The organism is Pseudomonas syringae group sp. 243L2 (genome assembly GCF_032587875.1).
Taxonomy (GTDB): domain Bacteria; phylum Pseudomonadota; class Gammaproteobacteria; order Pseudomonadales; family Pseudomonadaceae; genus Aquipseudomonas; species Aquipseudomonas amygdali.
Genome location: NZ_JAWHPL010000022.1, coordinates 56,579 through 68,262, shown reverse-complemented (window position 1 = coordinate 68,262; position 11,684 = coordinate 56,579). Strand labels below are relative to the sequence as shown.

General features: G+C 57.5%; 11 protein-coding genes and 1 tRNA gene. 1 reads left to right on the top strand and 11 read right to left on the bottom strand.

Translation table 11 applies throughout. The features are described 5' to 3' along the window. Positions 1 to 41: 41 nt before the first annotated feature. Both RYB66_RS17925 and RYB66_RS17920 read right to left on the bottom strand, forming a co-directional pair. Positions 42 to 806, bottom strand: coding sequence for an ABC transporter substrate-binding protein (locus RYB66_RS17925; RefSeq protein ID WP_057404900.1), 765 nt, complete (start codon positions 804 to 806; stop codon positions 42 to 44). Positions 807 to 819: 13 nt separating this feature from the next. Further along, positions 820 to 1,593 carry an ABC transporter ATP-binding protein gene (locus RYB66_RS17920; RefSeq protein WP_016981246.1) on the bottom strand — a complete coding sequence of 258 codons (774 nt, stop codon included), beginning with the start codon at positions 1,591 to 1,593 and terminating at the stop codon, positions 820 to 822. Between the two features lie 525 nt (positions 1,594 to 2,118). Between RYB66_RS17920 and gabP the strand changes: the two genes are divergently transcribed. Further along, on the top strand, positions 2,119 to 3,510 hold the full coding sequence (gabP, locus tag RYB66_RS17915; RefSeq protein WP_057404901.1) for a GABA permease: 1,392 nt from the start codon (positions 2,119 to 2,121) through the stop codon (positions 3,508 to 3,510). Between the two features lie 47 nt (positions 3,511 to 3,557). Here gabP and RYB66_RS17910 read toward each other — a convergent pair whose 3' ends face one another. The 9 genes from RYB66_RS17910 to RYB66_RS17870 all read right to left on the bottom strand — a co-directional run bounded on the left by RYB66_RS17910 (position 3,558) and on the right by RYB66_RS17870 (position 11,256). Next, a complete protein-coding gene (locus RYB66_RS17910) occupies positions 3,558 to 4,043 on the bottom strand; it encodes a hypothetical protein (RefSeq protein ID WP_005745037.1) in 486 nt (161 codons plus the stop codon). Between the two features lie 141 nt (positions 4,044 to 4,184). Beyond that, a complete protein-coding gene (locus RYB66_RS17905) occupies positions 4,185 to 5,531 on the bottom strand; it encodes a methyl-accepting chemotaxis protein (protein ID WP_046835156.1) in 1,347 nt (448 codons plus the stop codon). A 312-nt stretch (positions 5,532 to 5,843) separates the two neighbouring features. Further along, entirely contained in the window at positions 5,844 to 6,122 is a 279-nt protein-coding gene (locus tag RYB66_RS17900) for a hypothetical protein (RefSeq protein WP_004655093.1), read from the bottom strand. A 179-nt stretch (positions 6,123 to 6,301) separates the two neighbouring features. Next, positions 6,302 to 6,745, bottom strand: a complete 444-nt coding sequence (locus RYB66_RS17895) for a helix-turn-helix domain-containing protein (protein WP_003372222.1) — start codon at positions 6,743 to 6,745, stop codon at positions 6,302 to 6,304. Continuing rightward, positions 6,742 to 7,059, bottom strand: a complete 318-nt coding sequence (locus RYB66_RS17890) for a DUF4258 domain-containing protein (RefSeq protein WP_005781631.1) — start codon at positions 7,057 to 7,059, stop codon at positions 6,742 to 6,744. Before RYB66_RS17890 ends, RYB66_RS17895 begins: the two co-directional genes overlap by 4 nt. 361 nt (positions 7,060 to 7,420) lie before the next feature. Continuing rightward, positions 7,421 to 7,496, bottom strand: a tRNA-Phe gene (locus RYB66_RS17885). Between the two features lie 101 nt (positions 7,497 to 7,597). Next, positions 7,598 to 7,870 carry an oxidative damage protection protein gene (locus tag RYB66_RS17880; protein WP_002555777.1) on the bottom strand — a complete coding sequence of 91 codons (273 nt, stop codon included), beginning with the start codon at positions 7,868 to 7,870 and terminating at the stop codon, positions 7,598 to 7,600. Beyond that, complete coding sequence (mutY, locus tag RYB66_RS17875; RefSeq protein ID WP_002555776.1) at positions 7,867 to 8,934, bottom strand: A/G-specific adenine glycosylase; 1,068 nt, start codon at positions 8,932 to 8,934, stop codon at positions 7,867 to 7,869. The genes RYB66_RS17880 and mutY overlap by 4 nt, the downstream gene beginning before the upstream one ends. 96 nt (positions 8,935 to 9,030) lie before the next feature. Beyond that, on the bottom strand, positions 9,031 to 11,256 hold the full coding sequence (locus RYB66_RS17870; RefSeq protein ID WP_316895036.1) for an AsmA family protein: 2,226 nt from the start codon (positions 11,254 to 11,256) through the stop codon (positions 9,031 to 9,033). Positions 11,257 to 11,684: the final 428 nt, after the last annotated feature.

Genomic DNA, 11,684 nt, shown 5'->3' with positions numbered 1-11,684 from the left:
CCGCGCTTCTACAGGAAGCGGCGGCGACGCGGTCAGGTGAATCAGAGGATGCTGAAAGGGAAATACTTGTCGTTGATCTTCTTGTAGGTGCCATCAGCGATGATTTCTTTCAGGGCCGCGTTCAAGCGCTCGCGCAGGGCATCATCACCCTTGCGCACGGCGATGCCGATCTTGTCGTCTTCAACGACAGGTTCGCCCTTGAACTCGAAGTTCTGACCCGCTTCGCTTTTCAGCCACTCGAAGCTGACGTATTTGTCGGCCAGCATGGCGTCGACGCGACCGGAGGACAGGTCGAGGAAGGCGTTTTCCTGAGTGTCATAGAGCTTGGCGTCCATGATCCCGAGCTTGTCTTCCAGCCAGGTGGCGGCCAGTGTCGATCGCTGTGCACCCACTGACTTGCCGGCAAGGCTTTCTTTGGCTTTTTCAGTGCTCGATACGTCGATCGAGGAAGTTTTCGGCGCGATGAATTGCAGCTTGTTCGAGTAATACGGGTTGGTGAAATCGACCACCTGCTTGCGTTCTTCGGTGATCGACAGCGACGAGATCAGGAAGTCGAACTTGTTGGCCATTAACGCCGGGATGATGCCGTCCCAGTCTGACGTCACCGCTTCGCACTCGACCTTCATCCTGGCGCACAGGGCCTGGCCGATTTCATAGTCAAAGCCCACCACCTGGCCACTCGCGTCCTTGTTGTTGAACGGCGGGTAGGCACCTTCGATGCCCATTTTCATTGTTTCAGCAAAGGTACTGCCGCTGAAGGCAAGGGTGGCCGCTGCGATCAGCAAGATCTTTTTGTACGACTGCATGGGTGTTGCTCCGTTAGCGGTGACTCGACATGAATTGTTTGCACCTTGCCGACAGCGGGTTTTCGAATACTTGCTGCGGTGTGCCCTGTTCTTCGACCATTCCCTGATGCAAAAACACCACTTCAGTTGATACCTGACGTGCAAAATTCATTTCGTGGGTCACCAGCAGCATGGTCCGGCCTTCTTCAGCCAGTGCGCGGATGACGCCGAGTACTTCCTGAACCATCTCCGGGTCGAGGGCCGAGGTCGGCTCGTCGAACAGGATAACCTTTGGTTGCATGGCCAGCGTACGCGCAATGGCGGCGCGTTGCTGCTGTCCGCCGGAAAGTTGCGCGGGGTAGGCATGTCGCTTGTCGGCGATACCGACCTTGGCCAGCAACTCTTCAGCCACCGCAATGGCCTCGGCCTTGCTCTGACCGAGCACGCGACGCGGGGCTTCGATGATGTTATCGAGCACGCTCATGTGCGGCCACAGGTTGAAATTCTGGAACACGAAGCCGATCTGGCTGCGCAAGCGGTTGATCTGCCGGTTATCGGCGGCAATCAGGTCGCCGTTGCGCGCAGCCTTGAGCTTCAACTCTTCACCGGCCACCAGAATCTGCCCCTGATGCGGGTTTTCCAGCAGGTTGATGCAGCGCAGCAGCGTGGACTTGCCGGAACCGGATGAGCCGAGGATCGATATGACATCGCCGTCGCGAGCGGTCAGCGAGATGCCTTTGAGCACCTCAAGCTGATCGTAGCGCTTGTGCAGGTTGCGGATTTCCAGGGCGGGCGTGGCCTCGGCCATGTGGGGTCCTCGTTGAAGTGTGCGCGCTGGCTGCCAGCGAACGCCAAGCTAGCACAGCGTTTAAAGGACAACCATCGACGTATTGTGTCGAGCGTGGAGGCGCTCGACGGGTTGTCTCATCCGGGCAGCGGACGGTCGCATGAAGGCAAGCGCCATGCCCTGCAAAACAGGGGCGTGCGCGAAAAAGGCGCGATGTTGCCAGCTTTGGCCTGGTGTTGGAAGTAGCATTTGCTGAGTGGTGGTCTGATTTCTGCACCATGTTTGCGCTTTGAGGAAGGTTTGGGGCATTTTTGGTGCGTGCATGTAGGCGAATCTGAGGCGTTTGGTAACAAGTCCTACGGACTGCGTATAAAAGCCATCACCCTGCATGCTTCACGGGCTAAGCCACAGGCCTCGTATTCTCTAAGCGACGTCGTTTTCGAAATATTTTGGCGCAATTCTTGCGTCAATAATAAAGAACGGCACCGTAGCTTTCTTTTTACGTAACGCTTCGGTGTGCCTCGCTCGTCTTGCACAGGTGGTTTTATGAGCAGTACCGCTAACTCTTCCGAGCTCGAACAAGGGCTGAAACCGCGACACATTACGATGCTGTCGATTGCCGGCGTGATTGGTGCCGGTCTATTCGTCGGCTCCGGCCACGCGATTGCCGAGGCAGGCCCTGCCGTGCTGCTGGCCTATGCCGCTGCGGGTACGCTGGTGGTGCTGGTGATGCGTATGCTGGCCGAAATGGCCGTTGCCTCGCCAGACACCGGTTCGTTCTCAACCTATGCCGACCGCGCTATCGGGCACTGGGCCGGCTTCACCATCGGCTGGTTGTACTGGTGGTTCTGGGTGCTGGTGATCCCGCTGGAGGCCAATGCCGCCGCGACCATTCTGCATGCCTGGTTCCCGAAGATCGCGATCTGGATGTTCACGCTGGTCATCACATTGCTGCTGACCGCGACCAACCTGTTCAGTGTGAAGAATTACGGCGAATTCGAGTTCTGGTTTGCGCTGATCAAGGTTGTGGCGATCATCGCGTTCGTGGTGCTGGGTGTTGCGGCGATTTTTGGTCTGCTGCCAACCAGTAACGTCAGTGGCGTGAGCCATCTGTTTGATACCGGTGGCTTCCTGCCAAACGGCATGGGCGCGGTGCTGGCGGCGATGTTGACAACCATGTTCTCGTTTATGGGCACCGAAATTGTGACCATTGCTGCGGCGGAGTCCAAGAACCCTGGCAAGCAGATCACCAAGGCCACCAACTCGGTGATCTGGCGGATCTTCCTGTTCTATCTGGTTTCGATCTTCATCGTTGTGTCGCTGGTGCCGTGGAACGATCCGCGCCTGGCCGAGGTAGGTTCGTATCAGACCGTGCTTGATGCGATGGGTATTCCGAACGCCAAGCTGATTGTCGATCTGGTGGTGCTGGTTGCTGTGACCAGTTGCCTGAACTCGGCGCTCTATACCGCTTCGCGCATGCTGTTCTCGCTCGGTAAGCGCGGCGATGCACCAGCATTGTCCAAACGCACCAGCAAGGGCGGCACGCCTTACTGGGCAGTGATCATGTCGACTGCCGCGGCGTTCCTGACCGTGTTCGCCAACTACATTGCACCGGCTGCCGTGTTTGATTTCCTGCTGGCCAGCTCCGGTGCCATTGCCCTTCTGGTGTATCTGGTGATTGCCGTGTCGCAACTGCGGATGCGCCAGAAGCGCATTGCTGCGGGAGAGGCTATCGACTTCAAGATGTGGTTGTTCCCATGGCTGACCTGGGCGGTGATCGCATTCATCGTTGCAGTGCTGACGATCATGTTGATCCAGGAAGAGCACCGCGTCGAAATCATCGCCACCGGCCTGCTAAGCCTGCTGGTGATCAGTGCTGGCCTGCTGGTTTCGCGCCGCCGCAAAGCCGGGCGTGTAGGCGCTGCTGCGCTGGGTTGATTGGCCGCTGACTATCGTGCTGACGCTCTGCGTCGGCACGATTTCGATCAGCGTGCGGCCTTGGTGTCTCGTTTCATCAGCAGATCGGATGCCAGGGTGTAATCCTTCTGGAAGGCAGGGCTTTCGATCCATTCGATCGCCGTGTCTTCGTCTTCATCGTGGTACATGGCGCGGTACACGATAAGCAGGCCCATCATGAAGTCCGTGGCAGGGTCTTCGTCCTCTTCGGAAACGACCAGTGCCAGCACCGGGTACTGCAGGAAGACGACGCACAGCGCCAGTTGGCTGATGGCTTCGGCGGCTTTCATGGCCACGAAGAGATCATCATAGTCGGCCGGGTCGAAGCCGTTCTCTACGATGTCTTTGAAGTCGAACGTGTTTAGATCAAGTTCGACGTCATCAAACGGCAGATTGACCAGCGCAGAGGCAAACACCGGATGGACAAGGCTGGTTGTGCCCTTGCCCGAACGGTTCTGCTTGGCCTTGATTTTTGCGCGCTTGGCACGTTTTTGCTGCTTGTCTGGCGAGGCCATGAGCGGTCCTTTGGCTGGCGTGAAATGCGATGGCCGCTATTGAAGCGCAGACGGGCTGGATAACCAAGGCTTGGCCGTAATCTCTGGACAATAAAAAACCCGCAGGACGCGGGTTTTGATGTGCTGGGTGTTACACGATCGTCATCGCTTGCCCGGCTTTGCAAACGCTTCGGCTTCATCCATGCGCGTGGCGAACATGTTCACGGCCTCGACCGCATCGCTTGCGCCGTCGCGGATCTGCACGATGACCTGTCCGGCCTGATCGGCCAGTGTCACACCTCGAATGGCGCCTTCCTGCGTGGCATCCATGCTCGCCACCGCTTCACGTGTTTCGGCGAGAATCTTGCCGATCATTTCGGCAATCTCGGTGGTAGAGCCGCTGGTACGTCCGGCCAGTTGCCGGACTTCGTCTGCCACCACGGCAAACCCGCGACCCTGATCACCCGCCCGTGCCGCTTCGATGGCAGCGTTGAGCGCCAGCAGGTTGGTCTGGTCGGCGATGCCGCGGATGGTATTGACGATGGCGGTGATCTGCTCGGAGCGATCGCCCAGTTGGCTCACCAGCTTCGCCGACGCGCCGATGTTTTCGGCAATCTGGCGCATTTCCCGAGCGGTTTCCTGAATGACCAGGGTTCCCTGTTCGGCCACTTTCTCGGTTTCTGCCGAGATATGGTAGGCACGCGACGCACCATGCGCATCGGCTTCCTGCTTTTCGACACGCTGGGTAATGTCACTGGCAAACTTGACGATCTTGTAGAGCTTGCCGTCGACATCAAAAACCGGGTTATACGTTGCTTCCAGCCAGACAACCCGGCCATGTTTGCCGAGGCGTTTGAACTGATCGCCAATGAACTCGCCCTGATTCAACTTGCGCCAGAATTCGGCATATTCCGGGCTGTTGGTCAGTGCCGGTTCGCAGAATGATCTGTGGTGTTTACCTTTGATCTCGTTCAGTGCGTAACCCATGACGTTCAGGAAATTACTGTTGGCGGTTATCACATTGCCATTGGGCTCGAATTCGCAAATAGCCATGGCCCGGTCTACTGCTGCCAGCTTGCTGTTGGTCTCGTTTTCGAGCATTACGCGTTTGGTGACGTCCAGAGCATATTTGACCACCTTGAAGACTTTGCCCTGCGTATCGGTCACCGGGTTGTAGCTTGCCTCCAGCCAGACGCTACGGCCACTCTTATCGATGCGCTTGAAGGTGCCGGAGATGAACTTGCCAGCCTTCAGAGACGCCCACAGGTCCGCGTATTCACGGCTGCGGAGCATCTCCGGCTCGCAAAAGTCGCGGTGCGTCTTGCTGGCCAGCTCATCGGCCCGGTAGCCCATCGCTGCAAGGAAGTTATCGTTGGCACGAAGGATCTTGCCGTCGAGACCCAGCTCGACCACCGCCATTGATTTTTCCAGTGCGCTTGTCAGTCCTTTGAGTCCATCTACCTCGGCCTTCATGGCTGTCAGTTCAGCTTTGTTCTTGTTTCCGAACATAACCTGCCCCTTGGTGTGTTTGTGGACTTGCTGTGATTAGAGTATCGGCTCGAAAAGCGGCGACATGAACGGTTCATCGCAACAATCGACTGGATAAATGAAGAGATTTATTGGCGTCAAAAAAGTGCAGTTTTTGGTCAAAGAAAAATACATTGACTATAAGTGCACAGATATCTGGAAAAGCGGTCTGCCCGTCAAATTCCGGACAAAGAAAAGCCCGCGATGGGGGAGCGGGCTTAAGGATTCACACTTGGGAGCAGCTCTACAATGACGCGGCCGCTGTGAAAACTTTGTGAAGAGTATTCACTGTTTTCACTTTTTTTCCGGCTGGATGGTGTTGGTCACTTCGGACGTCGGCACGAAGGTCTTCGATTCTTCGGCAGCCGCTTCCTTGGACGCAGCTTTATCCTTGGCCGCTTCGGTGTTCTCTTTGGCAGCCTCGTTCACTTTGTCCTGGGCAGACTCCATCTTCTCCTGGGATTTCTCCTGATGAGCCTGAGCGTCCTGTGCTTTCTGTTCGGATTTGCTGTCGCAGGCAGCCAGACCCAGAGTGGCGGCGATGATGAGGGCGGAGGCAGTAAACTTGAGCACGTAATTTTCCTTGTGGAAGCAAATGTATGGCTTCGATGGTGGGGAGGGAAAATTAGTTCAACGGGATGGGTTGGCAGGGCTCTGGATGGCTGGTATGAGTAGCAGAAGGCCGTTGTGATCTTCTCAAGTGTTGCCTTGAACGGCACCTTTACATGCCGCCAGACTAATCACCCTCTGAGTCAAGCGACTTTCAGCTCGGACTCTTTCCACTGTGTTCCGTCCAATTCGAACGCGGCTCCTTCGTGGGGTTGTGCATTTCGTTCGAAGATGATCGGACCAAAATTGGCGTGGATATAGGCAGCGTAAAAAGCCCTCATGGCAACGTCAGCTGGTCCCGGTATTTCTTGAGATTCGCGCTTTTCCCAGTTGGCAATGGTCTGCACATCGACCCGGAAAATGGCTGCAGCCTCCTCCTGAATGAGATCCTGCTCCTTTCTCAAAAAGCGAAACTGACGCCCGGTCATTGGCGTTTTCTGGCCAATGATATCCACAGCTATCGCTCGATGAAGTCCGTCGATATCTTCGATCTTCACACCCTCGCCGTATGGCGTTTCGAGGATCGTATAGCCATTTTTCAAGAAGATGCCGTCCAGTCCACTGCCTTTATATTTGTACATTTTCATACCTCCCACACCGTAATTGCGAAAAGCTCGTCAGGCTCAGGACTTGGATTGACGGCTACTACCATGCAGACAACATCTCTCGGCGCGAGCTCGCTCATCCGGAACTCGAAGTTGCCATGCCTCTCGCTGTACGTAGGCCCTCGGATGATTGCTCCTCGACGCAGGCATCTCAGGGCCTCCGTGGCGGTTATGCCGCGCTCATAGAGGCGCTCCAGGCAATGCTCGCGAAAGACGACTTTGGAGGAATCTCTTGCCAGGACATGAACAAGATCCTCAAGTTGCTGCTTGCTCCACAAGGGCTGCCTGTTTTTCATGCTGCCTATAATCCTTATAGGTGACACCATATTAGGGTGTCGTCCTTGCGTCGTAAATAATGATTATTTTCCGCTTGAGGCGTCGCGCTTGGAGCCTTTGAAATTAGCGGGTTTTGGTTTGCCGAGGCTTGGCTACCTTGTCACGCGCTGCGAAATGCGGGCAAGCGAATAAGCCGGATGGCGGCAGACGTGCGGTGCAGGAAGAGGCGACACGTGCAGTAGTCTGATTCTACTGGTCTCTTCTGCGCGCGCAGGGTGCAGACACGTCTGTCATTCAAAAAAACCAGACAACAAAAAGCCCGCACGAGGCGGGCTTTTTGTGTGCTTTCAGGTGTGCTTGGCATCACCTGAAAACGAAAGGTGGTGCCCAGAGACGGAATCGAACCGCCGACACGGGGATTTTCAATCCCCTGCTCTACCGACTGAGCTATCTGGGCAACGGGGCGCATTAGACGTGTTTTTCAGGAGGTCGTCAAGCGTGTTTTTTAAAAAATTTGAATTATTACCGACGCTTACGACCTTCACTGCGTGAAACGCTTTATTTTTCGGGGGGTACGTAGCCTTCGGCCTGGGCGTATTCTTCGCCGGAGAGAAACTTGTCCATCTCGGTCTGGAGGAATTTCCGGTCTTCAGCGTTCATCATATTCAGGCGGCGCTCGTTGATCAGCAGGGTTTGGTGTTTCTGCCAGTCGGCCCAGGCTTTTTGCGAGACGTGATTGAAAATGTCTTCGCCCTTGGCGCCAGGGTATGGGGCGCGTTCCAGGCCGGGCAGTTCTTCTTTGTACTTGCGGCACATTACGGTGCGGGTCATGACGACTCTCCTGCGTTCAATACGTCGGCTGCGCGTTTGAGCAGCTTTTTCACCGGGGCAGCTAGGCCCAGGCGTGGCGGGGTGGCGAGGTTATACCAGAGCCAGTCGGCCTCGGCCACGTGATCGGCGGACTCCTGGACCTTGACCAGCCAGGGTTCGATGCTCAACTGGAAGTGGCTGAAAGTGTGGATCAGCCCCGGCAGTTCATGATGCTCGCCCAGTTGCAGCGCGTGTTGGGTGGCCAGGTGCTGAAGGTCATCGAAGTCATCCAGTTCCGGCAGGCTCCACAGGCCGCCCCACAAGCCGCTGGAAGGGCGACGATAAAGCAGGATCGCGCCGTCTTCGTTGGCGAGCATCGGCATGAGCGTGCGTTTCTGCGGCACGGTCTTGCGCGGCTTGGGGATCGGGTAGCGCGTTTCCAGGCCCAGCATGTGCGCCTCGCAACTGCGTTCCAGCGGGCAGAGCAGGCAGCTGGGTTTGCTGCGGGTACAGAGCGTGGCACCGAGGTCCATCATGGCCTGGGTATAGTTGTTGACCCGGCTATGCGGTGTGAAGCGTTCAGCTGTGGCCCACAGCTGTTTGGCCACCTTGGGTTCGCCGGGATAGCCCTCCTGCGCGGTAAAGCGCGCCAGCACGCGTTTGACGTTGCCGTCGAGGATCGGCGCGCGAAGACCCATGCTCAGGCTGGCGATTGCGCCTGCGGTGGATAGACCGATACCGGGCAGCAGGATGAGTTTTTCGACGTCGCGGGGAAACTCGCCATCGTGATCGGCAACCACGATTTTTGCGGTCTTCTGCAAGTTGCGGGCGCGGGTGTAGTAGCCCAGCCCGGTCCATAGGTGCAGCACTTCGTCTTCCGGTGCCTCAGCCAGCGCCTGCACGGTCGGCAGGGCCTCCATGAAGCGGTCGAAGTAATTCAGAACGGTGCTGACCTGGGTCTGCTGCAGCATGATTTCCGATACCCAGACCCGATACGGCGTGATGTCTTGTTGCCAGGGCAGGTCATGTCGGCCATGACGGTCGTACCAGTCCAGCACGGCGCTGGAGAATTGTTCGGGTTGCATGGCCTGAAGGGCTCTCGTCGTCGGGGTATGAGTCGGGATAGGAAAGGGTGCGCCAGTGGAGCGCCGCGAGGGCGCTCCTGAGCTGTTCACATTGCTCTAGCGTTTGAACAATCCCTTGAGGGCGTCCTTGAGTTCGGGGCTGACCTTGTCACCGAGTTTTTCATTCAGCTTGTCCTCAAGCTTCTCGCTGATCCGGTCGCCCGCCAGCTTGGCAGCGATCTGGCCGACGCCTTCCTTGTCCAGGCGGCAGGCTTTGGCACCCAGTTCCAGCGGGCCGCGGCACTGCACCGGCCACTCGATGCCGACAAAGCGCGGATTGATCTCGCACGCTGGGTCCGGCATGTCGCTCTTGTCGCCTTCGACGATGATGCCGACGCGGTAATTCATGCCCAGTACGCGCAGATCGACGTCGCCGTTACCGTTGACGGCCATGCCCGGCGTACGAACCTTGAGGTCCGGATTGCTGGCCACGCCGTTGCGTATCACCAGATTGCCGTTGAGCTGCTGGAAAGGGGTGTCCTTGGCGCGTGGTTCGCCGCTAAGCGTCTTGCGGTTGAGGATCGAAATACCCTTGCACAGCTGCTGCTCCAGGTTGGCATTGACCAGTACGCCGTTATTGAGCGCAAAGCTGGCGGTGCCGTTCAGGCTGTCGATCAGGGCTTTTTCGCTGTTGCCTGTGCCGGTCAGGTTGCTGTCGAGGTTCAGCAGGCCACGCACTGGCGGTGTCTGGCCCTGGCTTTCCAGAATGCGTTCGACCGGTACTTTGGCAATGCGCGTCTGTACCGTGGCCACAGGCGTGTCCGGACGCGCGTCCAGATTGCCCTTGACCTCGAAGTTGCCGTTGTACAGGTCGCCACTCAGCGTATCGACCTTGATAAGACCACCGTTGGCCTGGGTCTTGAACGCTGCGTTGTCGATGGGCAGTTTGTTGAGGGTCAGTTTGCCGAAGCTCAGGTCAGCTTCGACATCCAGCGTACGCAAGCGCTCCAGCGGCAGCAGCCTGGCAGTGCTCCAGGCGGCCTTGGTCGGTTGTTCGGGCAGCGGTGAATCGCCCGCAGCAGCGGCGGCTTCACCGGACTGAACCTCGGATTTGCGCGCGGCCTTGGCACCTTTGCTTTCTTCGCTCTCAGCCGGACGATAGCGGTCGGCGTCGAAGGTATCGCCCTTGAGCTGGACACGCAGCGCCTGCTTGGCGAAGTCGTCCACGGCGATCCGACCCGTGAAGGTGCTGTCGTCGACTTTCAGGTTGAGGTTTTCCAGCGCAAGGCTGGTGGGCGTGCCAGCGAGGCGTGTGACCATTTCAACCTTGCTCAGCGCGCCCTCGGACATGGCTGGCAATGGCTGGCCGATGTTTTCGAAGAAGGTGCGCAGGTCGAGCTGGGCGATGGACAGACCGCCGCTGATCTGTGGCGTCTTGTCCAGATCACGGGCACGCAGTTCGCCCAGTGCGCGCAACTGGTTGGCTGACACTTTGAGGCTGTTCCATTCGGCGATATTGGCGGCAAGGTCTGCCAGCAACTGGCCCTGCGCCGAGAAAGTGACGGTCTTGCCCTGCAGCGGCTCGCCTGCGACTTCGCCGGACAAGCGCATGTCTTCGAATTGATAGCGCTTGAGTACGCGGTCCATGCGCAGTTCGCCGACCAGTTCGGTCTTGGCGCGCACGACGGGCTGGTTGGTGCTCAGGAACGCCGTCAGTTTGATCGGGATGTCGGATGCTTCACGAATTGGTCCGGTGCTCAGTTGAATGCTCTCGGCCGTGAAGGTTCGGCCTTTGCGGGCATCGCTGTAATCCACGCGGGCGTTGTTGACAGTCAGGCTGTCGATGTCCAGCCGGATCGGCTGGGAAGGGCGATCGGCCTTGGGCGCGTCCGGGGCAGGCGCAGGGGTTGGTTCGCCAGGCGCTGCGGTGGTTGCGACAGCGGGCTTGCCGATGTCCTCCCAGTTGCCATGACCGTTTTCGTCACGGTGCAGGGCCAGGTTAAGGCCTTCGACGCGGATGTCACTCATCTGCACCTGACGACGAAGCAATGGCAGGACACGTACGGACAGGCCGAGCATCTGCACATCGGCAAACGGCTGATCGGGGGCGGTCAGGGTGGCGACATGAGCGTCGTGCAATTCCAGGCCGAGCCAGGGGAACAGGCTCCAGCCGATATCACCGTTGAGCGTCAGCTCGACGTTGGCCTTGTCGCGTGCCAGCTGGCGAATCTCGTCTTTGTAGTCGTTGGGATCAAACAGGTGGGTCAGGGCGAAGCCGAGAGCCACGATGATCAGCAACAGCCCGAGAATAAACAGCCCCAGGATTTTGCCGAACGCTTTCATGGGCGAGTCCTTGTGTCGATATTCAAAAATAGCCCGTGAGTATACCGCTCTGACGCGCGTACCGGGCTGCGGATGCCTTTATTGCTGTCCGGTCGCCGGTTTGAGGTAGCAGCGCTCCTCTCGACCCTACAGCTACATAGCTTTTTTGCCTCAACTAAGGTTCTGACAGGCTTTTCCTTATCATTTAATTGATTGCATCTATGGCGTCATAGAGCGCGCGGATTAACCGATAAAATAGATAATAAAAAGCATGTAACGAGATGCTTATTTGCCATCAGACAGTGATAGTCTCCGTTTTTGCTGGCTCAGGTGCGTCTTTTTGTCACGTATCTGAACAACCTGCCGATAAAACAGACATGGCCGCTCGGCATAGAGTCTGTGGCGGACCAGCGGACCATCTGCGAGCTTCACACATTGGGGTAATTATA

Coding starts and splice junctions, on each gene's coding strand:
- RYB66_RS17925 (WP_057404900.1), bottom strand. CDS start 806: ATGCAGTCGTACAAAAAGATCTTGCTGATCGCAGCGGCCACCCTTGCC.
- RYB66_RS17920 (WP_016981246.1), bottom strand. CDS start 1,593: ATGGCCGAGGCCACGCCCGCCCTGGAAATCCGCAACCTGCACAAGCGC.
- gabP (WP_057404901.1), top strand. CDS start 2,119: ATGAGCAGTACCGCTAACTCTTCCGAGCTCGAACAAGGGCTGAAACCG.
- RYB66_RS17910 (WP_005745037.1), bottom strand. CDS start 4,043: ATGGCCTCGCCAGACAAGCAGCAAAAACGTGCCAAGCGCGCAAAAATC.
- RYB66_RS17905 (WP_046835156.1), bottom strand. CDS start 5,531: ATGTTCGGAAACAAGAACAAAGCTGAACTGACAGCCATGAAGGCCGAG.
- RYB66_RS17895 (WP_003372222.1), bottom strand. CDS start 6,745: ATGAAAATGTACAAATATAAAGGCAGTGGACTGGACGGCATCTTCTTG.
- RYB66_RS17890 (WP_005781631.1), bottom strand. CDS start 7,059: ATGAAAAACAGGCAGCCCTTGTGGAGCAAGCAGCAACTTGAGGATCTT.
- RYB66_RS17880 (WP_002555777.1), bottom strand. CDS start 7,870: ATGACCCGCACCGTAATGTGCCGCAAGTACAAAGAAGAACTGCCCGGC.
- mutY (WP_002555776.1), bottom strand. CDS start 8,934: ATGCAACCCGAACAATTCTCCAGCGCCGTGCTGGACTGGTACGACCGT.
- RYB66_RS17870 (WP_316895036.1), bottom strand. CDS start 11,256: ATGAAAGCGTTCGGCAAAATCCTGGGGCTGTTTATTCTCGGGCTGTTG.